Source organism: Kitasatospora sp. NPDC052896 (assembly GCF_044547075.1).
Lineage (GTDB): Bacteria > Actinomycetota > Actinomycetes > Streptomycetales > Streptomycetaceae > Kitasatospora.
The window spans coordinates 173,923-198,233 of record NZ_JBITZU010000001.1 but is presented as its reverse complement, the minus strand read 5'-3'; the positions used below and the strand labels follow the sequence as shown (position 1 = coordinate 198,233).

Annotated in this window: 25 protein-coding genes; 21 read left to right on the top strand and 4 right to left on the bottom strand. The window is 73.3% G+C overall.

Going from position 1 to position 24,311, the window contains the following annotated elements:
* The first annotated feature begins 67 nt into the window (after positions 1-67).
* The 3 genes from rplM to glmM all read left to right on the top strand — a co-directional run bounded on the left by rplM (position 68) and on the right by glmM (position 2,621).
* Positions 68-511: a 50S ribosomal protein L13 gene (gene rplM, locus ACIGXM_RS00845; RefSeq protein WP_396555433.1), complete on the top strand. Its 444-nt coding sequence runs from the start codon at positions 68-70 to the stop codon at positions 509-511.
* Between the two features lie 44 nt (positions 512-555).
* Complete coding sequence (gene rpsI, locus ACIGXM_RS00840) at positions 556-1,068, top strand: 30S ribosomal protein S9 (RefSeq protein WP_396555431.1); 513 nt, start codon at positions 556-558, stop codon at positions 1,066-1,068.
* 185 nt (positions 1,069-1,253) lie between these two features.
* A complete protein-coding gene (gene glmM / locus ACIGXM_RS00835; protein WP_396555429.1) occupies positions 1,254-2,621 on the top strand; it encodes a phosphoglucosamine mutase in 1,368 nt (455 codons plus the stop codon).
* 7 nt (positions 2,622-2,628) lie between these two features.
* Here the strand turns inward: glmM and coaA are convergent, their stop codons facing one another.
* The gene (coaA, locus tag ACIGXM_RS00830; protein WP_396555427.1) at positions 2,629-3,624 is read right to left on the bottom strand and encodes a type I pantothenate kinase; all 996 of its coding nucleotides are present in this window, start codon (positions 3,622-3,624) and stop codon (positions 2,629-2,631) included.
* 98 nt (positions 3,625-3,722) lie between these two features.
* Here coaA and glmS point away from each other — a divergent pair, with 98 nt between their 5' ends.
* The 7 genes from glmS (at position 3,723) to ACIGXM_RS00795 (ending at position 11,020) form a co-directional block, all read left to right on the top strand.
* Positions 3,723-5,579 (top strand): glutamine--fructose-6-phosphate transaminase (isomerizing), encoded by a 1,857-nt coding sequence (gene glmS, locus ACIGXM_RS00825; protein WP_396555425.1) that lies wholly within the window; start codon positions 3,723-3,725, stop codon positions 5,577-5,579.
* 55 nt (positions 5,580-5,634) lie between these two features.
* A complete protein-coding gene (locus tag ACIGXM_RS00820) occupies positions 5,635-6,003 on the top strand; it encodes a holo-ACP synthase (RefSeq protein ID WP_396555423.1) in 369 nt (122 codons plus the stop codon).
* Between the two features lie 28 nt (positions 6,004-6,031).
* A complete protein-coding gene (locus ACIGXM_RS00815) occupies positions 6,032-7,669 on the top strand; it encodes an NAD(P)H-hydrate dehydratase (RefSeq protein ID WP_396555421.1) in 1,638 nt (545 codons plus the stop codon).
* 5 nt (positions 7,670-7,674) lie between these two features.
* Complete coding sequence (gene alr / locus ACIGXM_RS00810; protein ID WP_396555419.1) at positions 7,675-8,856, top strand: alanine racemase; 1,182 nt, start codon at positions 7,675-7,677, stop codon at positions 8,854-8,856.
* Positions 8,853-10,076: an alpha/beta fold hydrolase gene (locus ACIGXM_RS00805; protein ID WP_396555417.1), complete on the top strand. Its 1,224-nt coding sequence runs from the start codon at positions 8,853-8,855 to the stop codon at positions 10,074-10,076. The genes alr and ACIGXM_RS00805 overlap by 4 nt, the downstream gene beginning before the upstream one ends.
* A 97-nt stretch (positions 10,077-10,173) precedes the next feature.
* A complete protein-coding gene (tsaE, locus tag ACIGXM_RS00800; RefSeq protein WP_396555415.1) occupies positions 10,174-10,686 on the top strand; it encodes a tRNA (adenosine(37)-N6)-threonylcarbamoyltransferase complex ATPase subunit type 1 TsaE in 513 nt (170 codons plus the stop codon).
* Between the two features lie 118 nt (positions 10,687-10,804).
* Positions 10,805-11,020 carry a hypothetical protein gene (locus tag ACIGXM_RS00795; protein ID WP_396555413.1) on the top strand — a complete coding sequence of 72 codons (216 nt, stop codon included), beginning with the start codon at positions 10,805-10,807 and terminating at the stop codon, positions 11,018-11,020.
* Here the strand turns inward: ACIGXM_RS00795 and ACIGXM_RS00790 are convergent.
* Positions 10,966-11,547, bottom strand: coding sequence for a hypothetical protein (locus ACIGXM_RS00790; RefSeq protein ID WP_396555411.1), 582 nt, complete (start codon positions 11,545-11,547; stop codon positions 10,966-10,968). The genes ACIGXM_RS00795 and ACIGXM_RS00790 overlap by 55 nt on opposite strands.
* Before the next feature lie 130 nt (positions 11,548-11,677).
* Here ACIGXM_RS00790 and tsaB point away from each other — a divergent pair, with 130 nt between their 5' ends.
* The 5 genes from tsaB (at position 11,678) to ACIGXM_RS00765 (ending at position 15,185) form a co-directional block, all read left to right on the top strand.
* Complete coding sequence (gene tsaB / locus ACIGXM_RS00785) at positions 11,678-12,331, top strand: tRNA (adenosine(37)-N6)-threonylcarbamoyltransferase complex dimerization subunit type 1 TsaB (RefSeq protein WP_396555410.1); 654 nt, start codon at positions 11,678-11,680, stop codon at positions 12,329-12,331.
* Between the two features lie 32 nt (positions 12,332-12,363).
* Positions 12,364-12,888 carry a ribosomal protein S18-alanine N-acetyltransferase gene (gene rimI / locus ACIGXM_RS00780; RefSeq protein ID WP_396557304.1) on the top strand — a complete coding sequence of 175 codons (525 nt, stop codon included), beginning with the start codon at positions 12,364-12,366 and terminating at the stop codon, positions 12,886-12,888.
* Complete coding sequence (tsaD, locus tag ACIGXM_RS00775) at positions 12,881-13,984, top strand: tRNA (adenosine(37)-N6)-threonylcarbamoyltransferase complex transferase subunit TsaD (RefSeq protein ID WP_396555408.1); 1,104 nt, start codon at positions 12,881-12,883, stop codon at positions 13,982-13,984. Before rimI ends, tsaD begins: the two co-directional genes overlap by 8 nt.
* An 11-nt stretch (positions 13,985-13,995) precedes the next feature.
* Entirely contained in the window at positions 13,996-14,247 is a 252-nt protein-coding gene (locus ACIGXM_RS00770) for a hypothetical protein (protein WP_396555406.1), read from the top strand.
* A 92-nt stretch (positions 14,248-14,339) separates the two neighbouring features.
* Positions 14,340-15,185, top strand: a complete 846-nt coding sequence (locus ACIGXM_RS00765; protein ID WP_396557302.1) for a polysaccharide deacetylase family protein — start codon at positions 14,340-14,342, stop codon at positions 15,183-15,185.
* On the opposite strand, the gene ACIGXM_RS00760 is transcribed toward ACIGXM_RS00765, so the two are convergent.
* The gene (locus tag ACIGXM_RS00760; protein ID WP_396555404.1) at positions 15,161-16,396 is read right to left on the bottom strand and encodes an SAM-dependent methyltransferase; all 1,236 of its coding nucleotides are present in this window, start codon (positions 16,394-16,396) and stop codon (positions 15,161-15,163) included. The two genes, ACIGXM_RS00765 and ACIGXM_RS00760, sit on opposite strands and share 25 nt — an antisense overlap.
* Positions 16,397-16,629: 233 nt before the next feature.
* On the opposite strand from ACIGXM_RS00760, the gene groES reads away from it, so the two are divergent.
* The 3 genes from groES to ACIGXM_RS00745 all read left to right on the top strand — a co-directional run bounded on the left by groES (position 16,630) and on the right by ACIGXM_RS00745 (position 19,809).
* Positions 16,630-16,935 carry a co-chaperone GroES gene (gene groES, locus ACIGXM_RS00755; RefSeq protein WP_396555403.1) on the top strand — a complete coding sequence of 102 codons (306 nt, stop codon included), beginning with the start codon at positions 16,630-16,632 and terminating at the stop codon, positions 16,933-16,935.
* 114 nt (positions 16,936-17,049) lie between these two features.
* A complete protein-coding gene (gene groL / locus ACIGXM_RS00750; RefSeq protein ID WP_396555402.1) occupies positions 17,050-18,678 on the top strand; it encodes a chaperonin GroEL in 1,629 nt (542 codons plus the stop codon).
* A 132-nt stretch (positions 18,679-18,810) separates the two neighbouring features.
* Positions 18,811-19,809 (top strand): LysR family transcriptional regulator, encoded by a 999-nt coding sequence (locus tag ACIGXM_RS00745; protein WP_396555401.1) that lies wholly within the window; start codon positions 18,811-18,813, stop codon positions 19,807-19,809.
* A gap of 75 nt (positions 19,810-19,884) precedes the next feature.
* Here ACIGXM_RS00745 and ACIGXM_RS00740 read toward each other — a convergent pair whose 3' ends face one another.
* Positions 19,885-20,199 (bottom strand): WhiB family transcriptional regulator, encoded by a 315-nt coding sequence (locus tag ACIGXM_RS00740; RefSeq protein ID WP_396555399.1) that lies wholly within the window; start codon positions 20,197-20,199, stop codon positions 19,885-19,887.
* Between the two features lie 545 nt (positions 20,200-20,744).
* Between ACIGXM_RS00740 and ACIGXM_RS00735 the strand changes: the two genes are divergently transcribed.
* From ACIGXM_RS00735 to guaB, 3 genes are all read left to right on the top strand, one after another.
* Entirely contained in the window at positions 20,745-21,356 is a 612-nt protein-coding gene (locus ACIGXM_RS00735) for a response regulator transcription factor (protein ID WP_014136228.1), read from the top strand.
* Positions 21,357-21,647: 291 nt separating this feature from the next.
* The gene (gene shbA, locus ACIGXM_RS00730) at positions 21,648-22,352 is read left to right on the top strand and encodes an RNA polymerase sigma factor ShbA (RefSeq protein WP_396555397.1); all 705 of its coding nucleotides are present in this window, start codon (positions 21,648-21,650) and stop codon (positions 22,350-22,352) included.
* A 365-nt stretch (positions 22,353-22,717) separates the two neighbouring features.
* Positions 22,718-24,220, top strand: a complete 1,503-nt coding sequence (guaB, locus tag ACIGXM_RS00725; RefSeq protein ID WP_396555395.1) for an IMP dehydrogenase — start codon at positions 22,718-22,720, stop codon at positions 24,218-24,220.
* The last annotated feature ends 91 nt before the right edge of the window (positions 24,221-24,311 follow it).

The following is a 24,311-nucleotide window of genomic DNA, read 5'->3' as shown; positions in this document are numbered from 1 at the left end:
CCAGGCTGATCTCCTCGTCCGGGTGCTCCTGTCAGGACTCACTCACTGAAAAGCGAAGGCTACGACCGTGCGTACGTACAGCCCCAAGCCCGGCGACGTCCAGCGTCAGTGGCACGTCATCGACGCGACCGACGTCGTGCTCGGCCGCCTGGCCTCCCAGGCCGCCAACCTCCTCCGGGGCAAGCACAAGGCGATCTACGCGCCGCACGTTGACACTGGTGACTTCGTCATCATCATCAACGCGGACAAGGTGCACCTTTCGGGTAACAAGAAGACCCAGAAGCTGGCCTACCGCCACAGCGGTTTCCCGGGCGGTCTCCGCTCGGTCCGCTACGACGACCTCCTGGACAAGAACCCGGAGAAGGCCGTCGAGAAGGCCATCAAGGGCATGATCCCGAAGAACAGCCTGGGCCGCCAGATGCTCTCGAAGCTGAAGGTCTACTCGGGCGACCAGCACCCGCACGCTGCCCAGCAGCCGGTGCCGTTCGAGATCTCCCAGGTCGCGCAGTAATTCCGGCCACCCAACCCCATCACTGAACAGAGCTGAGGAACACCGTGGCCGAGACTGCCATTGAGACCACCCTTGAGGTCGACTTCGACGAGGACGTGACCGAGTACACGTCCGAGGGCGAGACCTCCGAGTACACCAGCGAGTCGCTGGCCGGCCGCTTCGGCGAGGCCGTCCCCGGCGCCGGCCTCGGCCGTCGCAAGGAGGCGATCGCCCGCGTGCGGATCGTCCCGGGCACCGGCAAGTGGAAGATCAACGGCCGCACCCTGGAGAACTACTTCCCCAACAAGGTGCACCAGCAGACCGTGAACGAGCCCTTCAAGCTCCTCGAGCTGGACGGCCGTTACGACGTCGTGGCCCGCATCGCGGGTGGCGGCGTGTCGGGTCAGGCCTACGCGCTGCGCCTCGGCGTGGCCCGCGCCCTGAACGAGGCCGACGTGGACAACAACCGCGGCGCCCTCAAGAAGGCCGGCTTCCTGACCCGTGACGCCCGCGCCGTCGAGCGCAAGAAGGCCGGTCTGAAGAAGGCCCGCAAGGCCCCGCAGTACAGCAAGCGCTAGTCGCGCCCCGGGGTGCGTACCGCCCTTGGTGCGCACCCCGCAGGTGGGACTCGTACGCCCCGGAGCACTTCGTGTGCCCCGGGGCGTCGTGCTCCCTGGACCGGTCAGGCGGCCAGGGAGTCCTCCCCGCCGACCAGGGCGGACCACAACGCCCTGCCCGGTGACGAGCAACGAAGGACGGGACAGTGGCACGACTCTTCGGTACGGACGGCGTCCGCGGTGTGGCCAATGAGGGCCTGACCGCGGAACTGGCTCTCGGTCTCTCCACGGCGGCCGCCCACGTGCTGGGCGACGCCGGCGCGTTCGCCGGCCATCGGCCGGTCGCGGTGGTCGGACGCGACCCGCGGGCCTCCGGCGAGTTCCTGGAGGCCGCGGTGATCGCCGGGCTGGCCGGCGCCGGCGTGGACGTCCTGCGGGTCGGGGTGCTGCCCACCCCGGCGGTCGCGTACCTCACCGGCGCGCTCGGTGCCGACTTCGGCGTGATGCTCTCGGCGAGCCACAACGCCATGCCCGACAACGGGATCAAGTTCCTGGCCCGCGGCGGCCACAAGCTGGACGACGCGGTCGAGGACGCCATCGAGGCGCACTACCGGCGCTACGCGAACGGCACCGCGGCGGACTGGAAGCGGCCCACCGGCGCGGCGGTCGGCCGGGTGCACGAGTACACCGAGGGCTTCGACAAGTACGTCGCCCACCTGGTCGCGGTGCTGCCGAACCGGCTGGACGGGATCAAGGTCGTCATCGACGGCGCGCACGGCGCGGCGGCCCGGGTCGCCCCGGAGGCCTTCGCCCGGGCCGGCGCCGAGGTGGTCTACACCCTGGGTGCCGAGCCGACCGGCCTGAACATCAACGACGGCGTCGGTTCGACCCACCTGGACCAGCTGCGGGCCGCGATGCTGGAGCACCGGGCGGACTTCGGCGTGGCGCTGGACGGCGACGCGGACCGCTGCCTGGCCGCCGACGCCGAGGGCAACGAGGTGGACGGCGACCAGATCCTGGCCATCCTGGCGGTCGCCATGCGCGAGGCCGGCACGCTGCGCCGCAACACCGCGGTCGCCACCGTGATGTCCAACCTGGGCTTCAAGCTGGCGATGGAGCGCGAGGGCATCGAGCTGGTGCAGACCGCGGTCGGCGACCGCTACGTGCTGGAGGCGATGAAGGCGGAGGGCTACGCGCTCGGCGGCGAGCAGTCCGGCCACGTCATCCTGCTGGACCACGCGACCACCGGCGACGGCACGCTGACCGGTCTGATGCTCGGCGCCCGACTGGCCGCCACCAAGCAGCCGCTGGCCGACCTCGCCGCGGTGATGACCCGGCTGCCGCAGGTGCTGGTCAACGTCAAGGGTGTGGACCGCACCCGGGTCGCCGGCTGCGCCGAGCTGACCGCCGCCGTCTCCGAGGCGGAGGCCGAACTCGGCGCCACCGGACGGGTGTTGCTGCGTCCGTCCGGCACCGAGCCGCTGGTCCGGGTGATGGTCGAGGCCGCTGACCAGGCGCAGGCGAAGGCGGTCGCCGAGCGCCTGGCCGAGGCCGTCCGCACGTACCTGGGCTGAGACCCGCTCAGAGCTTCCGCAGAAGGGCGCGACGGACCTTGTGGTCGGCGCCCTTCTGCAGGATCAGGGTGGCCCGGCCGCGGGTGGGCAGCACGTTCTCCAGCAGGTTGGGCTTGTTGATGGTGCGCCAGACCTGCCGGCCGTACTCCATCGCCTCCTCCTCCGGCACCTCGGTGAACCGGCGGAAGTAGGAGCTGGGGTCCAGGAAGGCGGTGTCCCGCAGCTTCTTGAAGCGGGAGAGGTACCAGCTCTCGATGTCGTCGGTGCGGGCGTCGACGTAGATCGAGAAGTCGAAGTAGTCGGCCACCGCGAGGCGGGTGCGGCCGTCGGTGCCGGGCAGCGCCGGCTGCAGCACGTTCAGGCCCTCGACGATCAGGATGTCCGGCCGCTGCACGGTCAGCCGCCGGTCCGGCACGATGTCGTAGACCAGGTGCGAGTAGACCGGGGCGCTGACCTCCTGCTTGCCGGCCTTGACGTCGGCCACGAAGCGCATCAGCGCGCGCCGGTCGTAGGACTCCGGGAAGCCCTTGCGGGCCATCAGGCCGCGGCGGCGCAGCTCGGCGTTGGGGAGCAGGAAACCGTCGGTGGTGACCAGCTCGACCCGGGGGTGCTCGGGCCAGCGCGCCAGAAGGGCCTGCAACAGGCGGGCGGTGGTGGACTTGCCGACCGCCACCGAGCCGGCCACGCCGATGATGAACGGGGTGCGGGTGCGCTCGGTGTCCGGGGTGTCCAGGAAGGTGCCGAGGGCGCCGCGCAGCTCGTGGGTGGCGTGGATGTAGAGGTTGAGCAGCCGGGAGAGCGGCAGGTAGACGTCGCGCACCTCGTCGAGGTCGAGCGCGGTGCCGAGACCGCGCAGCCGCTCCACCTCCTCCGCGCTGAGCGGCAGCGGAGTACGGTCGCGCAGGGCGCTCCACTCGGACCGGTCCAGGTCGACGTACGGAGACGGCGACGGTCCGGGCGTGGCGGCGCCCCGGGTACAGAGTTCGGTCAGCACATGGTCCATTGTGGGCCGTCGCGGCAGGGGCGGATGGTGTGGCGTCGGTCACGCACGGTGCCCCGGTGCGCGTTCTTCGAAAACAAGCCGCCCTTATGCTGACACATATGTGCGGAATCGTTGGTTATGTGGGCGCGCAGCCCGCGCTCGACGTAGTGATCGCCGGCCTGCAGCGGCTGGAGTACCGAGGATACGACTCGGCCGGCGTGGCCATCCAGACGGCGGACTCCTCAGGGCAGTGGAGTCTCGCCACCGACAAGCGGGCCGGGAAGCTCGCCAACCTTCAGAAGTCGCTCGCCGAGACCCCTCTCCCCGGCGGCACCACCGGCATCGGGCACACCCGTTGGGCCACCCACGGCGGCCCCACCGACGCCAACGCCCACCCCCACCTGGACGACGCCGACCGGGTGGCCGTGGTCCACAACGGCATCATCGAGAACTTCGCCCAGCTCCGGGCCGAGATCGCCGAGCGCGGCCACACGCTGCGCTCGGAGACCGACACCGAGGTGGTCGCCCACCTGCTGGCCGAGGCGTACCAGGGCGACCTGGCCGAGGCCATGCGGGCGGTCTGCCGCCAGCTGGACGGCGCCTTCACGCTGGTCGCGGTGCACGCCGACGCGCCCGGCGTGGTGGTCGGGGCGCGCCGCAACTCGCCGCTGGTGGTCGGCCGCGGGGCCGGCGAGAACTTCCTCGCCTCGGACGTCGCCGCGTTCATCGCGCACACCCGGGAGGCCGTCGAGCTGGGCCAGGACCAGGTGGTGGAGCTGCGCGCGGACGCCGTCACCGTGACCGACTTCCATGGCCGGCCGGCCGCCGTCCGCGAGTACCACGTGGACTGGGACGCCTCGGCCGCCGAGAAGGGCGGCTACGACTACTTCATGCTCAAGGAGATCGCCGAGCAGCCGAAGGCGGTCTCCGACACCCTGCTCGGCCGGATCGGCACCGACGGGCGACTGACCCTGGACGAGGTGCGGATCCCGGACTCGGTGCTGCGCGAGGTCGACAAGATCGTCGTGGTGGCCTGCGGCACCGCGTTCCACGCCGGCATGATCGCCAAGTACGCGATCGAGCACTGGACCCGGATCCCGTGCGAGGTCGAGGTCGCCTCGGAGTTCCGCTACCGCGACCCGATCCTGGACGACCGCACGCTGGTGATCGCGATCTCGCAGTCGGGCGAGACCATGGACACCCTGATGGCGCTGCGGCACGCCCGGGAGCAGGGCGCGCGGGTGCTGGCGATCTGCAACACCAACGGCTCGACCATCCCGCGCGAGTCGGACGCGGTGCTGTACACCCACGCCGGGCCGGAGGTCGCGGTCGCCTCGACCAAGGCGTTCCTCACCCAGCTGGTCGCCTGCTACCTGGTCGCGCTCTACCTCGGCCAGGTGCGCGGCACCAAGTGGGGCGACGAGATCCTCGCCGTCATCCAGCAGCTGGCCGACGCGCCGCGCCAGGTCGAGCAGGTGCTGGAGACCATGGAGCCGGTGCGCGAGCTGGCCCGTTCGCTGGCCGGCGCCCGCTCGGTGCTCTTCCTCGGCCGGCACGTCGGGTTCCCGGTGGCGTTGGAGGGCGCGCTCAAGCTCAAGGAGCTGGCGTACATGCACGCCGAGGGCTTCGCGGCGGGCGAGCTGAAGCACGGTCCGATCGCGCTGATCGAGGAGGGTCTGCCGGTGGTGGTGGTCGTGCCCTCGCCGCGCGGGCGGTCGCTGCTGCACGACAAGATCGTCTCCAACATCCAGGAGATCCGGGCCCGTGGCGCCCGCACCATCGTGATCGCGGAGGAGGGCGACGAGGCGGTGGTCCCGTACGCCGACCACCTGATCCGGATCCCGGTGACGCCGACGCTGCTCCAGCCGCTGGTGTCCACCGTGCCGCTGCAGGTCTTCGCCTGCGAGCTGGCCACCGCCAAGGGGCACGAGGTGGACCAGCCGCGCAACCTGGCGAAGTCGGTCACCGTGGAGTAGGAGGTTCCCGGTCCCCTGCGGCCCGGCCGCGGGGGACCGGTATATCGTCGGCGCCATGATCATCGGAGTGGGTATCGACGTCGCCTCCATCGACCGCTTCGCCGCCACGCTGGAACGGACCCCGGCGTTGGCCGACCGCCTCTTCACCCCGGACGAGCTGTTGCTGCCCTCGGGCGAGCGGCGCGGGATCGCCTCGCTGGCGGCGCGGTTCGCCGCCAAGGAGGCGGTGGCCAAGGCGCTGGGCGCGCCGGGCGGGCTGGAGTGGCACGACGCCGAGGTGCAGGTGGATCCGGCCGGCCGACCGCACCTGTCGATCCGCGGCACGGTGGCGGCCTGCGCCGAGCGGCTCGGGGTGTCGTCCTGGCACCTTTCGCTGAGTCACGACGCCGGGGTGGCCTCGGCGATGGTGATCGCCGAAGGCTAGCCGTCCTCGCGCGGGGTAGCGTCGAGGTATGCGTGAGGCACACACCGTCGAAGAGGTTCGCGCCGCCGAGGCGCTGTTGGCCGGGCAGCCGCTGATGGACCGCGCGGTGGCCGGTCTCGCCGCCAGCTGCGCCAAGTTGCTGACGGAGCGACGTGGCCGGGTCTACGGGAGCCGGGTGCTGGTGCTGGCCGGCAGTGGGGACAACGGCGGGGACGCGCTCTTCGCCGGTGCCCGGCTGGCCCGGCGCGGAGCCGCCGTCAGCGCCGTGCTGCTCAGCCCCGACAAGGCGCACCCGGCGGCGCTGGCCGCGCTGCGGGCCACTGGCAGTCAGGTGACCACCGATCAGGAAGTCGGCCTGGCCGACTTCCGCCGCGCCGATCTCGTTCTCGACGGCATCGTCGGCATCGGCGGACGCGGCGGCCTGCGTCCCGCGGCGCAACCCTACGCGTCCGCCGAACGGACCGGGCTGCTGGTCGCGGTGGACCTGCCGAGCGGGGTGGACGCCGACACCGGCGAGGTCCCGGGCGCGGCGCTGCGGGCCGACCTGACGGTGACCATGGGGACGTACAAGCCCGGGCTGCTGGTGGACCCGGGCGCGGGTTACGCCGGGGTGGTGCAGCTCGTCCCGATCGGGATGACCGCGCCGCCGGCCGCCGTCCAGGCCCTGCAGCACGCCGACGTGGCCGCGCTGCTGCCACGGCCCGGCGCGGAGAGCGACAAGTACCGGCGCGGTGTGCTCGGGCTGCTCGCGGGCTCCGAGCGCTACCCGGGCGCGGCCCTGCTCGCGGTGGCCGGCGCGCTGCACGGCGGCGCCGGCGCCGTCCGCTACCAGGGCCGGCCGGGCGAGGAGGTGGTGCGGCACCACCCCGAGGTGCTGCTGACCCCCGGCCGGGTGCAGGCCTGGGTGGTCGGCCCGGGCTCCGGCGACGACGCCCCCGGCGCGCTGACCGACGTGCTGGCCTCCGAGGTGCCGGTCCTGGTGGACGCGGACGGGCTGACCGAGCTGGCCCGGCGCGGACCCGGCACGCTGGTCGGCCGCAGCGCGCCGACCCTGCTCACCCCGCACACCGGCGAGGCGGCCCGGCTGCTGGGCGGCGCGGTGACCGCGGAGCAGGTCGCGGCGGCCCGGCTGCGGTACGCCCGCGAGCTGGCCGCCCGTTACGGTGCGACGGTGCTGCTGAAGGGCTCGACCACGGTGGTGGCCCGCCCGGACGGGGCCGTCCGGGTGAACTCGACCGGCACCGGCTGGCTCGCCACCGCGGGCAGCGGGGACGTGCTCGCCGGCCTGGCCGGCGCGCTGCTGGCGGCCGGCCTGGACCCCTGGGACGCCGCACCGGCCGCCGCCCACCTGCACGGACTGGCCGGCCGGCTGGCCGCGGCGGGCGAGAGCGGTGGCCAGCCGGGCCGGGCCGCGCCCGTCCGGCACCGTCCGGCCCTGCCATCGGGCGGCGGCGTCGGGGTCTTCGCCGGCTCGGGTCCGGCCCGCCGCGTGGTCGCCGACCCGTGGGAACCGGAGCGGAGCGGCGAGCAGTCCTACCCGCCGAGCGCGCCGCCGTGGGGCGGTGCCCCCATCACGGCCGGCGAGGTCGCCGCGGCGCTGCCCGCCGCCTGGCGCGGAGTGGTCGAGGGTGGTGGGAGGCGAAGCACCGCAGGTCTGGGAGACTGATCGGGATGACGACTGCGAACACTGCCACCGTCCTGCTCACCGAGGGCCGACGCGCCGAGGCGACCATTGACCTGGCCGCGCTCCGCGGCAACCTGGCCGCGCTCCGCGAGCGGGTCTCCGGCGCTGCCGTGATGGCCGTGGTGAAGGCCGACGGCTACGGCCACGGCGGGATCCGCTGCGCGCTGGAGGCGGTGGCCGCGGGCGTCCGCTGGCTCGGCACCGCCACTCCCGAGGAGGCGCTGGCGCTGCGCGCGGCCGGCATCGGCCCGGACCAGGCGCGCGTGCTCTGCTGGCTGTGGACGCCGGGTGGCCCGTTCGCCGAGGCGCTGCGGGCCGGCGTGGACGTCTCGGTCAGCGGCCGGTGGGCACTGGACGAGCTGCTGGCCGCGGTGCGGGCCACCGGGGTACCCGGCCGGATCCACCTCAAGGCGGACACCGGGCTGGGCCGCAACGGCTGCCAGCCGCACGACTGGCCCGAGTTGGTGGACGCCGCGCTGCGCGCGCAGGCCGCCGGGATGGTCGAGGTGGTCGGCGTCTGGTCGCACTTCGCCGCCGCCGACGAGCCCGGCCACCCGTCCATCCGGCAGCAGCAGGACGCCTTCGCGGCCGCGCTGGAGTACGCGGAGCGGGCCGGGGTCCGGCCCGAGGTGCGGCACATCGCCAACTCGCCGGCCACCCTGCTGCTCCCCGAGACGCACTACGACCTGGTCCGCACCGGTCTGGCCATGTACGGGGTGTCGCCGGTCCCCGAGGTGGGCGCGCCGGCCGACTTCGGGCTGCGCCCGGTGATGTCGCTCAGCGCCCGGCTCGCGCTGGTCAAGACCGTCCCCGGCGGACACGGCGTCAGCTACGGCCACCACTACACCACCCCGGGCCCGACCACCCTCGGGCTGGTCCCGGTCGGCTACGCGGACGGCCTGCCCCGGCATGCCAGCGACGCCGGTCCGGTGCTGGTCGGTGGCAAGTGGCGGACGGCCGCCGGCCGGATCGCGATGGACCAGTTCGTGGTGGACCTCGGCGGCGACACCCCCGAGACCGGCGAGGAGGTGCTGCTCTTCGGCACCGGCGAGCAGGGCGAGCCGACCGCGGAGGACTGGGCCCGGGCGGCCGGCACGATCGCGTACGAGATCGTCACCCGGATCGGCCCGCGGGTCCCGCGCCGCTACGTCGGCGGGGCCACCGGATGACCGAGCCGGCCGACGCGGTCGGCGGCAACCCGGTCCGGGCGCTCGCCCGGGCGGCCGAGCAGGCCACCAGCGGGGTGAGCCGGGCCGGGCTGATCGGCATCTCGCTCGGTGTGCTGGCCGCGGGTGCCGCCGCCGGGGTGGCCATCGAACGGCTGACGGTCGGTCGGGCCACCCGCCGCGCGGCCCGCGCCGCGCTGGACGCGGAGGCGCCGTTCGGCTCGCTGCGCGGCCGGGCCCGGACCGTCCCGGCGCCCGACGCCACCGGCCTGTACGTCGAGGTCGACGAGCCGGGGCAGGACGGTTCGGAGTCGGCCACGGCCGCGCCGCTGACCGTGGTCTTCTGCCACGGCTACTGCCTCAACCAGGACTCCTGGCACTTCCAGCGCGCCGCGTTCCGTGCGGCCGGCCTGCGGCTGGTCTTCTGGGACCAGCGCAGCCACGGCCGCTCCGAGCGCTCCCGCTCCCACCTCGCGGGCGAGCCGGCCAGCATCGACCAGCTGGGCGCCGACCTCAAGGCGGTGCTGGACGCGGTGGCGCCGACCGGGCCGCTGGTGCTGGTGGGCCACTCGATGGGCGGCATGACCGTGATGGCGCTGGCCGACCAGCACCCCGAGCTGTTCCGGGCCGACCCGGGCGGCCGGGTGGTGGGCGTCGCGCTGCTCGGCACCCTGGCGGGCGGCTGGGACGCGGCGACCTTCGGGCTGCCGCCGGCCGGGGCGCGGCTCTGGCGGCGGGTCGGGCCGGGAGTGGTGAAGCTGTTGGGCAGCCAGACCGGCCTGGTGGAGGCGGCCCGGCGGGTCGGCTCGGACTTCGCCGGGGTGCTCTACCGCCGGTTCTCGTTCGGCTCCGAGGCCGTCGATCCGGCGGTGGTCCGGTTCGCCGAGCAGCTGCTGGACAGCACGCCGATCGACGTGGTCGCGGAGTTCTACCCGGTCTTCGCCGGGCACGAGAAGACCGCCGCGCTGCGGGCGCTGGCCGGCCTGCCGGCGCTGGTACTGGCCGGGACGAAGGACCTGCTGACCCCGCCGGTCTACAGCGAGGCGATCGCCCGCGAGCTGCCGGGAGCCGAGCTGGTGCTGCTGCCCGACACCGGCCACCTGGTGATGCTGGAAACGCCCGAACGGGTGAACGGCGAGCTGGCCGCGCTGCTCCGGCGGGCCGCCGAGCGGGCGGCCCTCCCGGTTCCACCGGCCGTCCGCGACCTGCCGATCGGCGACTGACCGCCGCCCGTCCCGTCCTCGCCCGGACGGGTCGACGTTCCACGCCCCCGATGTGGCACCGTTGGGCTCGGACCGACCGATCCCGGACAGAGGAACCATGGGCGCGTACACGACTCTCACCGTCCCCACCGCCGAGCGGATGAACCGGTTGGGCGGCCGGCTGGCGGGGCTGTTGCGCCCCGGCGACCTGGTGCTGCTCTCCGGCGAGCTCGGCGCCGGCAAGACCACGCTGACCCGTGGCCTGGGGGAGGGACTGGGCGTGCGCGGCCCGGTCACCTCGCCGACCTTCGTGATCGCCCGGGTGCACCCCTCGCTGGTCGGTGGCCCGGCCCTGGTGCACGTGGACGCCTACCGGCTCGGCGGCGGGTTGGACGAGATGGAGGACCTCGACCTGGACGTCTCGCTGCCGGAGTCGGTGGTGGTGGTCGAGTGGGGAGAGGGCAAGGTCGAGCAGCTCGCCGAGGAGCGGCTGGAGGTGCGGATCGAGCGGGCCGTCGGGGACGACGCGAGCGACCCGGCCGAGGACGCCGGCGACCCCCGCCGGGTCACCCTGACCGGGCTGGGCAGCCGCTGGGACGGGGTGGACCTGGCCGCGCTGGAACGCGACTGAGGTGCGGTTCACCCCTGGGTGCGGTTTCCCGACAGTGTGTCGGCAAGATGTTGCGGCCGGAGCGGTGCGCGTGATGGGATGGTCTTTGCAGTTAGGTGTGCCTAACTAGGGAGGCGCCATGTCGAGCACCGCCAGCTCCGAAGCGACCGTCAAGCGCGGTCCCGAGCCGACTGCCGGTGTCGGCATGCGCGAACTGCTGGCCGCCAACGCGGCGGCCGCCGCGGTCTGCACCCCGCCGAAGCCGGCCCCGGCCCAGCAGGGGAAGCCCGAGGCGAAGGCTCAGGGGACGACGGTGACCCGGGTGCCGGTCGGGGCGAAGTCCCAGAGCGACTGAGCGTCCTGCCGGGTCTCCCGGATGCCGCCGGTCCTGGCCGTCGGGTCGGCGGCCGGGGTCGAGCCGTCCACGGCCGCGCTGAAGCCGATCACCACGCCGCCCAGCTGGGTGAACCGGACCACGTGTTCGACCTGCCGGCCGTCGCCGCCGGTGGTCGCCGCCGACCGGCTGAACACCGCGTAGGTCCCCGGGGCCGGGTCCACCGAGCCGCGCTGGACCGTGAAGGCGGCCTGGACCTGTGGGTTCTTCTTCGGGTCGACCAGCCACACGGCCTTCGAACCCACCGAGTAGACCACCCGGCGCCCGGTGCCCGAGCCGGCCGGCAGCGCGGGGACGGCGGCCGGGGAGGCGGCGGCACCGGGGGAGGGGGTGGCCGAGTCCGGTGCGAGGTTGCTCACCCGGCTCTGCGACTGGTCGGTGACGGCCCGGTTCTGCGCGCCGTCGGCCTGCGCGGCGAGCAGGCCGACCACGCCGAGCGCGCCCAGGGTCAGCCCGGTGACCACGACTCCAGGACCCAGCCTTGCCATGAGTGCTCCCGCCATCCGTAGGGCCGTCGGGCTCATCGTGCCAGGTTCCCCGGCCCGTTCCCTGCCGTCGGGAACGTGTGTTCCGTACCGGGACAAAAGGCCGACCCGGCCGACCCTCTAACCTGGACCCGTGCTGCTGCTCGCGTTCGACACCGCTACCCCCGCCGTCACCGCCGCCGTCCACGACGGCACGGCCGTCCTGGCGCAGGCCTTCCAGATCGATGCCCGGCGCCACGGCGAACTGCTGCTGCCCGCGATCGGCCGGGTGCTCGCCGAGGCCGGGGTGGACAAGCGCCGGCTGACCGCGCTGGCGGTCGGCGTCGGCCCGGGCCCGTACACCGGGCTGCGGGTCGGCCTGGTCACCGCCGCCGCGCTCGGCCACGCGCTCGGCCTGCCGGTGCACGGCGTCTGCACGCTGGACGCGATCGCCCACCAGGCCCGGGCCGAGGGCGTGACCGGCCCGTTCACGGTCGCCACCGACGCCCGGCGCAAGGAGGTCTACTGGGCCTCGTACGACGCCGAGGGGCGCCGCGTCGAGGGTCCGGCGGTGGACCGCCCGGGCGAGCTGGCCGTCCGGCCGGGCGCGGTCGGGGCCGGCGCGCTGCTCTACCCCGGGACCTTCCCGGAGGCGCGCGGCCCGGAGCACGTCTCGGCCGGCGCGCTGGCCGACTTCGCGGTCACCGAGCTGGCCGCCGGCCGCGAGCTGCTGCCGCCCCGCCCGCTCTACCTGCGCCGGCCCGACGCCCAGGTTCCGGCCGGCTACAAGGCGGTGCTCCCGGCGTGACCGCGGTGAGCCCGCCCACCGCGCTGCGCCCGATGCGCTGGTGGGACATCGAGCCGCTGATGGTCCTGGAGCGGCGGCTCTTCCCGGAGGACGCCTGGTCCCCGGGCATGTTCTGGTCCGAACTCGCCGAGGCCCATCCGGGCGGCAGCCGGTACTACACGGTCGCCACCGGTCCGGCCGGCCGGATCGTCGGCTACGCCGGCCTGATGGCGATCGGCGTCGAGAGCGACGTGCAGACCATCGCCGTCGACGAGACCCACCAGGGCCGTGGCCTCGGCGCGCTGCTGCTGGCCGACCTGGTCGCCGAGTCGGCCCGGCGCGGCTGCGCGGAGCTGTTGCTGGAGGTCCGGATCGACAACATCCGGGCCCAGCGGCTCTACGAGCGCTTCGGCTTCGAACCGATCGGCATCCGGCGCGGCTACTACCAGCCGGCGAACGTGGACGCCCTGGTGATGCGCCTCGACCACCCCGACCCGAACCGGCACGACCCGAACCGGCACGACCTGAAGCCGGACGACCTTGAGCAGCCCGACACGAAGGAAACCCCGCATGGCTGACGAACCGCTCGTCCTGGGCATCGAGACCTCCTGCGACGAGACCGGCGTCGGCATCGTGCGCGGCACCACGCTGCTGGCCGACGCGGTGGCGTCCAGCGTCAACGACCACGCGCGCTTCGGCGGGGTCGTCCCGGAGATCGCGAGCCGGGCGCACCTGGAGGCGATGGTCCCGACCATCCAGCGGGCCCTGGACACCGCCGGGATCAAGGGCAGCGATCTGGACGGCATCGCCGTCACGGCCGGCCCCGGCCTGGCCGGCGCGCTGCTGGTCGGCGTCTCGGCGGCCAAGGCGTACGCCTGGGCGCTGGACAAGCCGCTGTACGGGGTCAACCACCTCGCCTCGCACATCTGCGTGGACCAGCTGGAGCACGGCCGGCTGCCCGAGCCGACGATGGCGCTGCTGGTCTCCGGCGGCCACTCCTCGCTGCTGCTGACCACCGACATCACCAGCGACGTCCGCCCGCTCGGCGCGACCATCGACGACGCGGCCGGCGAGGCCTTCGACAAGGTGGCCCGGGTGCTCGGGCTGGGCTTCCCCGGTGGCCCGGTGGTGGACCGGATGGCCCGCGAGGGCGACCCGAAGGCGATCGCCTTCCCGCGCGGGCTGACCGGCCCGCGCGACCCGGAGTACGACTTCTCCTTCTCCGGTCTGAAGACCGCGGTGGCCCGCTGGGTGGAGGCGAGGCGCCGGGCCGGTGAGCCGGTCCCGGTGGCGGACGTGGCGGCCTCGTTCCAGGAGGCGGTCACCGACGTGCTGACCCGCAAGGCGATCAGGGCCTGCCGGGACAACGACGTCGACCACCTGATGATCGGCGGTGGGGTCGCGGCCAACTCCCGACTGCGGGCGATGGCCCAACAGCGCTGCGAGAAGGCCGGCATCCGGCTGCGGGTGCCGCGCCCGGGCCTGTGCACCGACAACGGCGCGATGGTGGCCGCGCTGGGCGCCGAGATGGTCCGCCGGGACCGCTCGCCCTCCGCGATCGAGCTCTCGGCCGACTCCTCGCTCCCGGTCACCGAGGTGTCGGTACCCGCGGTCTCCGATCCGCACGGGGACGTGCACGGCCAGGCCTACCGCGAGTTGGGCGGCGGGGCATGACCCTGGCGGCGATGTGGGAGGCCAGGGCGGCGGACGGCCGCGGCGCCGAGCTGCTGGCCTGGGCCGAGGCGACGGCGCTGGCGGCGCTGGCCGGCGCCGAGCGGGCCGAGCTGTTCAGCGCTCCGGGCGAGCGGGTGCTGCTGATCGGCTGGTGGCCCGAGGGCGTGGAGCCGGGCGCGGTGCCGGAGCCGCCGGCCGGGCTGCTGGCCCGGCCGCCGCATCGCTGGTCCTTCGTAAGTGAGAAAATCGTACAAGCGCGGTAGCGTTCCTCCCCAGAATCTGTTCGAAACAGGGGCTTGGGGAGCACGTGGTGGCGAGGCGGGGCGGGAGCCGGCGAAAGGTTTCTGCGTTGGGGGTGCTGGCGATCCTCGCGGCAGTGTGCGGCTGTGGCGGCAGTGGTGGGGGCACGACGAGCACCGGCGCCGCGCCGCCCCCGGCCCCGTCCGCCGTGCCGTCCAGCCCGGCCGCCCCGGCCTCGGGCACGCCCACCGCGGCCGCTGCCGCGGCCTGGACGAAGTGGAACCTCCAGCCGCTGCCGCCGGCCCCGGCCGCCCCGGTGGACAAGCCGGTCAAGCTGACCGCCGCCGGCCCGGTTCCGGTGATCAGCTCGATCCCCACCACCGACAAGGTGGTCTTCGTGACCCTGGACGACGGCGCGGAGAAGGACCCGAAGTTCGTCGAGATGATGAACGACCTGAAGGTCCCGGTCACCATGTTCCTGATGGACGACGCCATCAGGAACGACTACGGCTACTTCAAGCCGCTCCAGGCGCTCGGCAACCACATCCAGAACCACACGCTGCACCACCCGGCGATGAGCACCAAGTCGCTCGCCCAGCAGAAGACCGAGGTCTGTGGCGACCAGCAGGTGCTCACCCAGCAGTACGGCAGCGCGCCGTTCCTGTTCCGCCCGCCGTACGGCGACGGCGCGCACAGCACCAACCTCAACACCGCCGTGCAGCAGTGCGGCCCGCGCGCCGTCGTGCTCTGGCAGGAGACCATGCAGATACACGACATGCAGTACCAGACGGGGGACCACAAGCTGAGGCCCGGCGACATCATCCTGGCGCACTTCCGCGGCCCGCAGGACCTCAAGGGCGAGACGATGACCCAGATGTTCGGCGAGTTGCTCAGCCGGATCCAGGAGCAGGGCTTCGCCGTGGCCCGCCTGGAGGACTACATACAGGCCCCCACCGGCTGAACCCGGCCGCGCGCCGGCTGACCCAGCATCATCAGCGGCCCGTGGTCGGTCCGGCTGAGGATCACGGTCAGCTCGTTCGGCCCGCTCGGCCGCAGCTGCCGGCGCAGCTCCTCCGGGGTGATCCCGACCCCGCGCTTCTTGATCACGACCGTCCCGACGCCGCGCTCGCGCAGCAGCGCCTTGAGCCGCTTGACGTGGAACGGCAACACGTCGGTCAGCTCGAACGCGTGGGCGTAGGGGGTGGGCACCAGCCGGTCGGAGGTCAGGTAGGCGATCCGCGGGTCGATCAGGGTGCCGTCCACCAGCTCGGCCACCTCGGCCACCAGGTGGGCGCGGATCACCGCGCCGTCCGGCTCGTAGAGGTACTGGCGGACCTGCCCGGCCGCCGGCCAGCGCCCGCCGCCGGGCAGCACCGGCGGGTCGGGCAGTCGGCCGCCGGTCAGGGTGTGCCCGCCGGGCAGCAGGGTGGCCCGGTGCGGTCGGTCGGCGCCGGCGTCGGTGCCGAACCAGAGCACCGCCTCCTTGACGTCGCCGTGGTCGGAGACCCACTCCGCCTCGGCGTCCTCGGGCACCGCCTCGTGCGGGATGCCCGGCGCCACCTTGAGCGCGCCGAACCGGGCCGCCCGCCCGGCGCCGATCGCCCAGCTGAGCGGCGGCCCGTACGCCTCGGGGTCGAACACCCGGCCGTGCGAGGTGCGCCGGGCCGGGTCGGTGAAGACCGCGTCGAAGCCGGTCAGGTCGGTCTCGGTGACGTCGGCGCAGCGCACCTCGATCAGCTCGGCGAGGCCCAGCGCGGCGGCGTTCGCGGCGGCCACCGCGCAGGTCAGCGGGTCCCGGTCGACGGCGACCACGGAGATCCCGGCCCGGGCCAGGGCGATCGCGTCGCCCCCGATGCCGGCGCACAGGTCGGCCAGCCGGCGCACCCCGAGCGCCGCGAACCGGCCGGCCCGCCACTCGGCGACGCTGCGCCGGGTGGACTGCTCGACACCGTTGGGGGTGAAGTACATCCGTTCGGCGTCCGCGCCGAACTTGGCCGCCGCCCGCTGCCGCAGCGCGGCCTGCCCGAGCGCCGCGGTGACCAGCTCCGCCGGGTGGTCGCGGCGCAGCCGGGTGGCCAACGCCAGCTCCTGCCCGGGCGCGTAGTCGCGCAGTTCGGCCAGCAGCAGCTGGCCCTGGTCGGTGAGCAGGCGCTCGAAGTTCTCGGTCTCCACCCGGTCATTGTCCCGGTTCCGCCCCCGCGCCGAGCGGCCCGGCGAAAGACGTCGGGCGCGCCGTTGGCACTCTGGTTGACTGAGTGCTAACCGCCGCCTATGGTCGTTCCTGGCACTCCCCCCAGGGGGAGTGCTAACGCGACCGAACCGGTCTGACCCCCGCGACGGCAGACCGTGGACGTCGCCCACCTACCTGTTAGACAACCCCGTAATCTCCGAAGGGGAGCTCGGACGTGACCACCAGCAGCAAGGTTGCCATCAAGCCGCTTGAGGACCGCATCGTGGTCCAGCCGCTCGACGCCGAGACCACCACGGCCTCCGGCCTGGTTATCCCGGACACCGCCAAGGAGAAGCCCCAGGAGGGCGTCGTCCTGGCCGTCGGCCCGGGCCGCTTCGAGGACGGCCAGCGTCTGCCGCTCGACGTCGCCGTCGGCGACGTCGTCCTGTACTCGAAGTACGGCGGCACCGAGGTGAAGTACCAGGGCGACGAGTACCTCGTCCTCTCGGCTCGCGACGTTCTCGCCATCATCGAGAAGTAAGCAAGCCCCGGCGGGCTGACGGTCCGCCACCTCGCCCCGCCCCGGGACCCGTGACAGGGGCCCGGGGCGCGGTTGTTGGTCCACGTGACGCAGATATCCCGAGGAAACGGAATCATGGCGAAGATCCTGCAGTTCGACGAGGACGCCCGCCGCTCGCTGGAGCGCGGTGTCAACAAGCTGGCCGACACCGTCAAGGTGACCATCGGTCCCAAGGGCCGCAACGTCGTCATCGACAAGAAGTTCGGCGCCCCGACCATCACCAACGACGGTGTCACCATCGCCCGTGAGGTCGAGCTCGACGACCCGTACGAGAACCTCGGCGCGCAGCTCGTCAAGGAGGTCGCCACCAAGACCAACGACGTCGCGGGTGACGGCACCACCACCGCCACCGTGCTGGCCCAGGCCCTGGTCAACGAGGGTCTGCGGAACGTCGCCGCCGGCGCCGGCCCGGCCGCCCTGAAGAAGGGCATCGACAAGGCCGTCGCCGCAGTCACCGAGCACCTGCTCTCGGTCGCCCGCGAGATCGAGGGCAAGGACGACGTCGCCGCCGTCGCCTCCCTCTCCGCCCAGGACCCGCAGGTCGGCGAGCTGATCGCGGAGGCGATCGACAAGGTCGGCAAGGACGGCGTGATCACCGTCGAGGAGTCCAACACCTTCGGCGTGGAGCTGGACTTCACCGAGGGCATGCAGTTCGACAAGGGCTACCTGTCGCCGTACTTCGTCACCGACCAGGAGCGCCAGGAGGCGGTCCTGGAGGACCCGTACATCCTGATCAACCAGGGCAAGATCTCCTCGATCCAGGAGCTGCTCCCGCTGCTGGAGAAGATCCTGCAGGGCGGTGCCTCCAAGCCGCTGCTGATCATCGCCGAGGACGTGGACGGCGAGGCGCTCTCCACCCTCGTGGTGAACAAGATCCGTGGCACCTTCAACGCGGTGGCCGTCAAGGCCCCGGGCTTCGGTGACCGCCGCAAGGCCATCCTCGGCGACCTGGCCACCCTGACCGGTGCCACCGTCATCTCCGAGGAGGTCGGCCTCAAGCTCGACCAGGCCGGCCTGGAGGTGCTCGGCACCGCCCGCCGGGTCACCATCACCAAGGACGAGACCACGGTCGTCGACGGCGCCGGCGCGGCCGACGAGGTCGCCGGCCGGGTGGCCCAGATCAAGGCCGAGATCGCCAACACCGACTCGGACTGGGACCGCGAGAAGCTGCAGGAGCGCCTGGCCAAGCTGGCCGGCGGGGTCTGCGTGATCAAGGTCGGCGCGGCCACCGAGGTCGAGCTCAAGGAGCGCAAGCACCGCCTGGAGGACGCCATCTCGGCGACCCGCGCCGCGGTCGAGGAGGGCATCGTCGCCGGCGGTGGCGCCTCCCTGGTGCACGCCGCCAAGGTGCTGGACGGCGGCCTGGGCCTGGACGGCGACGAGGCGACCGGTGTCGCGGTCGTCCGCAAGGCGCTGGCCGAGCCGCTGCGCTGGATCGCCCAGAACGCTGGCCTGGAGGGCTACGTCATCACCTCCAAGGTCGCCGAGCTGGAGGCCGGCCAGGGTTACAACGCCGCCACCGGTGAGTACGGCGACCTGGTGAAGGCCGGCGTCATCGACCCGGTCAAGGTCACCCGCTCCGCGCTGGAGAACGCCGCCTCGATCGCCTCCCTGCTGCTCACCACCGAGACCCTGGTGGTGGAGAAGAAGGAGGAGGAGGCCGAGGCCGGCCACTCGCACGGCGGCCACGGCCACTCGCACTGACGCGAGCCGGTACCGGTACCGCACCGGGGCCCGGCCGCTCCCGCACCGCGGGGGTGGCCGGGCCCCGGCCGTTTCCCGGCCCCGGAACCGGCGGCGTTTTGCCCCGGCCGGGCGAGGGCCTATAACGGACGCATGATCGAGGCTCGCCATCTCCGGGTCCTGCGCGCCGTCGCCCGGACCGGCTCCTTCTCCGCCGCCGCGCGCGAGCTGGGCTGCACCCAGCCGGCCGTCAGCCAGCAGATGAAGGCGCTGGAGAAGGCGGTCGAGCTGCCGCTGGTGGTCCGCGCGGGCCGCGGGATGCAGCTGAGCGAGGCCGGCGAGGTGCTGCTCAAGCACGCCACCGGGATCCTGGCCGGGCTGAGCGCGGCCGAGGAGGAGGTCGCGGCGATCGCCGGGCTGCGGGCCGGGCGGGTGCGGCTGGTCTCGTTCCCGACCGCGAGTTCCACCCTGGTGCCGCCCGCTGTCGCCCAGCTGCGGGGCGCCCATCCGGGGGTGCGCGTGTCGCTGGTGGAGGCCGAGCCGCCGGAGTCGCTGGCGATGCTGCGCGGCGGCGAGTGCGAGGTCGCGCTGGCCTTCCGCTACTCGGACGGCGTGGCGCCGCCGGCCGTGCCCGCGCACGGCGGCACCCGGGCGGCCCGGGCCGAGGCGGTGCTGGCGGCGGCCGAGACGGCGGCCGCGGGCGACTGGTCCGACCTGGTGGTGCGCCCGTTGCTTGACGATCCGTTGGTGGGGCTGCTGCCGGTCGGGCACCGGCTCGCGGAGCGTGCCGAGGGGCAGCCGGTGAAGCTGGCCGAGCTGGCCGGGGAGCAGTGGATCGCGGGCTGTCCGCAGTGCCGCGGGCACCTGGTGGAGCTCTGTGCCGGGGCCGGGTTCGAGCCCCGGATCGACTTCGCGACCGACGACTACCCGGCGGTGGTCGGCCTGGTGGCGGCCGGCCTGGGGGTGGCGGTGCTGCCGAGGCTGGCGCTGACGGCGGTGCGGCACGACGGGGTGGCGGCGGTGCCGGTGCACGCGGTGCCCGGTGGGCCCGCGGTGCGACAGGTGGTCGCGCTCACCCTGCCGGATCTGGCCGAGGTGCCGGCCGTGGCGCTCATGCTCGACCGGCTCGCCTCGGTGGCGGCCGGCCGTTGAGCCGCTTCGTGGGGTCGCGGCCCGGGCGTCGTTGATGCGCCGCACCACGGAGGCGCACTGAAGAAACGTTTCTGCTTACTGACGGACGCTCAGGGGCGCTTCGACCAGCCGGTTGCGCGAGCGGCCCTGCAGTTCCTCGCGCTCGTCCTCGGTCAGTCCTCCCCAGACGCCGTACGGCTCGCGGACCGCCAGCGCGTGGGCGGCGCACTCGGTGCGGACCGGACAGCGCATGCAGACCTCCTTGGCGCTCTGCTCGCGTGAGCTGCGGGCGGCGCCGCGTTCCCCCTCGGGGTGGAAGAAGAGCGAGCTGTCCACGCCGCGACAGGCGGCGGAGAGCTGCCAGTCCCACAGATCCGCGTTGGGGCCGGGGAGTCGGGAGAAATCTGCCATGGCTCATTCCCTTCGGTGAAGGCGTCCGTTCGGCGAGGCTTCGAGGTGTCGGGATGGACACCTGGAAATATGACTTACGGCGACCCACGGGACAAGTCACCCACACAGTTGCACATCAGTCAATCATCGTACAAAAGCTATTAAAACGGACGATCGGGGCATGAGAATCGGCGGGCGCTGGCGTGGCAATCGGGTGGCGCGGAGTGGTCGGCGCGCCCGGGTTCGAGGCTGTCCGTGGCCGTGCTCCGGCGTGCGCGGCCGGTGACCGGCGCGCGCCGTGAGCACAAAAGAGCGGCGTCTGCCCCGCGATGCGGCTGATCGGTAATGGGACGGCCACGTACAGTGGTGGATATGGCCCTGAGGCCCGTAACTCATTCGAGTGACGGTCGTTGGAAGCGTGGAGGCGGTTGGCGGGTGCCGGACGCCCAGGGTGATCGTCGGGTGACCGGCGGTCCGAACGGGGTCGGCGCCGAAGAGGCCGTGTCGGAGAGATTCGTACCAGCCAGGAGGCTCAACGTGACGCGGATCAGCTGCGGAGGACGGTCATGACATCCGTTCTCGTTTGCGACGATTCACCGCTCGCCCGGGAGGCGCTGCGCCGGGCGGTCGCGACCGTCCCCGGTGTGGACCGGGTGACCACAGCGACAAACGGTGAGGAGGTCCTCCGCCGCTGGGTGGCCGATCGCTCGGATCTCGTCCTGATGGACGTCCGGATGCCCGGACTCGGCGGGGTCGAGACGGTCCGCCGGCTACTGTCGGCCGACCCCGGAGCCCGCATCATCATGCTCACCGTCGCGGAGGACCTCGACGGGGTGGCCCTCGCGGTGGCCGCCGGCGCCCGCGGCTACCTGCACAAGGACGCCTCGCGGGCCGAGCTGCGGGCCACCGTGACCCAGGCGCTGGCCGACCCGACCTGGCGCCTGGCGCCACGTCGGCTGCGCAGCCCGGACATGGGGGCCGCGCCCACCCTGACCGCGCGTGAGATCCAGGTGCTGGAGGGCATGAGCCACGGGCGCAGCAACGCGGAGATCGGTCGCGAGCTCTTCCTCTCCGAGGACACCGTGAAGACCCACGCCCGGCGGCTCTTCAAGAAGCTCGGCGCCTCGGACCGCGCCCACGCGGTCGCGCTCGGCTTCCGCTGGGGCCTGGTCCGCTGAGCCCGTCCGCCGGCCCGGTGGCGCGCTCCGCCCTCCTCGCAACGGAGGGCGGAGCGCGCCCGGATATAGGCCGCCGGGCCCCGGAGGCTGCACCATGGAGGGGTGGAGCATCTCGGGGAGCAGCGGACAGGCACTGCGGCGGATCTCGCAGCCGTGGTCGGCACGACCGAGAACGACGGGGTCGACGGTGACGTGAACGGGGGTGGGGCGGTGCCCGCGGCGGATAACGTTCCGATGCACAACTCCGGGTGCGGTGCGACGCTCGAAGGAACGACCAGGCACCATGGACCGATGCGTGACGACGAGGCCGCCGACCCCGGCCAGGCAGATCCGGGTGGTGCCGTGACGGACGGTGCCTCCGGCGACGAGTCGTCCGATCTTTCGTCCGCCGGCCGGCGCGGCCGCCGGAGCGCGGACCGGGTCGGCACCTCGCCGCTGGTCGCCGAGCTGGTGGCGGCGGCCGTCCGGGGCGAGGGCCCGGCCACCGACGCGCTGCTCGCCTACGTTCACCCGCTGGTGCTGCGGTACTGCCGCGGCCGGCTGGTCCGGCTGCCCGGCGGTGCCCGGCACCACGTGGACGACGTGGCGCAGGAGGTCTGCGTCGCGGTGCTCTGCGCGCTACCGCGCTACCGCGACGAGGGGCGCCCGTTCGAGGCCTTCGTCTACAGCATCGCCGCGCACAAGATCGCCGATCTGCAGCGGGCCGCGATGCGCGGGCCCGGCTCGACCGTGATCCCGCCGGACGACCTGCCGGAGCTGCCGGACGAGGCGCTCGGCCCGGAGGAGCACGCGCTGCTCAGCAGTGACGCGGCCTGGGCCCGGGAGCTGCTCTCCAACCTGCCGGCCCGGCAGCGCGAGCTGGTGCTGCTCCGGGTGGCGGCCGGGCTCTCGGCGGAGGAGACCGGCGAGGTGCTCGGGATGTCGCCGGGGGCGGTCCGGGTGGCCCAGCACAGGGCGCTCAGCCGGCTGCGGGCGCTGGCGGAGGAGTCCGCCTGAGGGGGCCGTCCGAGGGACCCACCCGAGGGGGTGGCCGAGGGAACGGCCGACCACGCTCCGTGCCGGAAGCACACACGTGATCGAGCTGTTGTCAAGGGGGCGCGAGTGGACATTCGCGATGCCAGTACCATGGGGTATCGGCGCCTGGACGGGTTGCCAAAGATCCGCACGTGTGAGCGGCTTTCTCTTGGATGTTCCTCCAAGTGCGGTGGTTCTTGGCGGCCTGACCTGTGCCGGTGAGCGCGCGGGTGCGAGGCGGCCGTACCACGGCAGCCGACCGTTCCGTCGCGCGTGACATGCGCCCCCGACCCTTCACAGGGCGCGCTCAGACCGACCAGGCCGGCCACGGGAAGGTATCCCCCACCATGTCTTACAACGCCGCAGGCGTACCCGAGAAGTTCGCGATGCTCGGGCTCACGTACGACGACGTCCTGCTGCTGCCCGGGGCCTCGTCGGTGCTGCCCAACCAGGTCGACACCAGCTCCCGGGTGTCCCGAAACGTCCGGGTGAACATCCCGCTGCTCTCCGCCGCGATGGACAAGGTCACCGAGGCCCGGATGGCCATCGCGATGGCCCGCCAGGGCGGCGTCGGCGTGCTGCACCGCAACCTGTCCGTCGAGGACCAGGTCAACCAGGTCGACCTGGTCAAGCGCTCCGAGTCCGGCATGGTCACCGACCCGATCACGGTCGGCCCGGAGACCACCCTGGGCGAGGCGGACGCGCTCTGCGCCAAGTTCCGGATCAGCGGCGTGCCGATCGCCGACCCGGACGGCAAGCTGCTGGGCATCGTCACCAACCGTGACATGGCCTTCGAGTCGGACCGCGGCCGCCAGGTCCGCGAGATCATGACCCCGATGCCGCTGATCACCGGCAAGGTCGGGATCTCCGGCGAGGACGCCATGGCGCTGCTCCGCCGCCACAAGATCGAGAAGCTGCCGCTGGTCGACGACGAGGGCCGGATCAAGGGCCTGATCACCGTCAAGGACTTCGTCAAGGCCGAGAAGTACCCGAACGCGGCCAAGGACGCCGAGGGCCGGCTGCTGGTCGGCGCGGCCGTCGGTGCCAGCTCGGAGGCGTTCGACCGGGCCCAGGCGCTGGTCGAGGCGGGCGTCGACTTCCTGGTGGTGGACACCTCGCACGGCCACAGCCACAACGCGCTGGACTGGATCGCCAAGATCAGGTCGGCCGTCGCGGTCGACGTGGTCGGCGGCAACGTGGCGACCCGGGACGGCGCCCAGGCGCTGATCGACGCCGGCGTGGACGGCGTCAAGGTCGGCGTCGGCCCCGGCTCGATCTGCACCACCCGGGTGGTCGCCGGCATCGGCGTGCCGCAGGTGACCGCGATCTACGAGGCGGCGCTGGCCTGCCGCGCGGCCGGCGTGCCGGTGATCGGCGACGGTGGCCTGCAGTACTCCGGCGACATCGGCAAGGCGCTGGCCGCCGGCGCCGACACCGTGATGCTGGGCAGCCTGCTGGCCGGCTGCGAGGAGTCCCCGGGCGAGCTGCTGTTCATCAACGGCAAGCAGTTCAAGTCGTACCGCGGCATGGGCTCGCTGGGCGCCATGCAGTCCCGCGGACAGGGCCGGTCGTACTCCAAGGACCGCTACTTCCAGGCCGAGGTGGCCTCGGACGACAAGCTGGTGCCCGAGGGCATCGAGGGCCAGGTGCCCTACCGCGGTCCGCTCTCCGCGGTGCTGCACCAGCTGGTCGGCGGCCTGCGGCAGACCATGGGCTACGTGGGCGCGGCCACCGTCGCCGAGATGGAGAGCAAGGGCCGGTTCTGCCGGATCACCTCCGCGGGCCTCAAGGAGAGCCACCCGCACGACATCCAGATGACGGTCGAGGCGCCGAACTACACCGCGCGCTGACGAAGATCCTTCGAAGGCCCGCCACCGGTGGTGGCGGGCCTTCGTGCGCGTGGGCGGCGGGCGTCCGGGATACTGGGGGGCGATTGTGAGC

Bases quoted from the DNA above. Each gene is read 5' to 3' on its own strand.
- groL (WP_396555402.1), top strand. From the start codon at position 17,050: ATGGCGAAGATCCTGCAGTTCGACGAGGACGCCCGCCGCTCGCTGGAG.
- tsaD (WP_396555408.1), top strand. From the start codon at position 12,881: ATGGCTGACGAACCGCTCGTCCTGGGCATCGAGACCTCCTGCGACGAG.
- ACIGXM_RS00735 (WP_014136228.1), top strand. From the start codon at position 20,745: ATGACATCCGTTCTCGTTTGCGACGATTCACCGCTCGCCCGGGAGGCG.
- ACIGXM_RS00815 (WP_396555421.1), top strand. From the start codon at position 6,032: ATGCGTGAGGCACACACCGTCGAAGAGGTTCGCGCCGCCGAGGCGCTG.
- coaA (WP_396555427.1), bottom strand. From the start codon at position 3,624: ATGGACCATGTGCTGACCGAACTCTGTACCCGGGGCGCCGCCACGCCC.
- glmS (WP_396555425.1), top strand. From the start codon at position 3,723: ATGTGCGGAATCGTTGGTTATGTGGGCGCGCAGCCCGCGCTCGACGTA.
- shbA (WP_396555397.1), top strand. From the start codon at position 21,648: ATGCGTGACGACGAGGCCGCCGACCCCGGCCAGGCAGATCCGGGTGGT.
- tsaE (WP_396555415.1), top strand. From the start codon at position 10,174: ATGGGCGCGTACACGACTCTCACCGTCCCCACCGCCGAGCGGATGAAC.
- guaB (WP_396555395.1), top strand. From the start codon at position 22,718: ATGTCTTACAACGCCGCAGGCGTACCCGAGAAGTTCGCGATGCTCGGG.
- ACIGXM_RS00740 (WP_396555399.1), bottom strand. From the start codon at position 20,199: ATGGCAGATTTCTCCCGACTCCCCGGCCCCAACGCGGATCTGTGGGAC.
- ACIGXM_RS00790 (WP_396555411.1), bottom strand. From the start codon at position 11,547: ATGGCAAGGCTGGGTCCTGGAGTCGTGGTCACCGGGCTGACCCTGGGC.
- ACIGXM_RS00770 (WP_396555406.1), top strand. From the start codon at position 13,996: ATGTGGGAGGCCAGGGCGGCGGACGGCCGCGGCGCCGAGCTGCTGGCC.
- rimI (WP_396557304.1), top strand. From the start codon at position 12,364: ATGCGCTGGTGGGACATCGAGCCGCTGATGGTCCTGGAGCGGCGGCTC.
- alr (WP_396555419.1), top strand. From the start codon at position 7,675: ATGACGACTGCGAACACTGCCACCGTCCTGCTCACCGAGGGCCGACGC.
- ACIGXM_RS00745 (WP_396555401.1), top strand. From the start codon at position 18,811: ATGATCGAGGCTCGCCATCTCCGGGTCCTGCGCGCCGTCGCCCGGACC.
- ACIGXM_RS00795 (WP_396555413.1), top strand. From the start codon at position 10,805: ATGTCGAGCACCGCCAGCTCCGAAGCGACCGTCAAGCGCGGTCCCGAG.
- ACIGXM_RS00805 (WP_396555417.1), top strand. From the start codon at position 8,853: ATGACCGAGCCGGCCGACGCGGTCGGCGGCAACCCGGTCCGGGCGCTC.
- ACIGXM_RS00820 (WP_396555423.1), top strand. From the start codon at position 5,635: ATGATCATCGGAGTGGGTATCGACGTCGCCTCCATCGACCGCTTCGCC.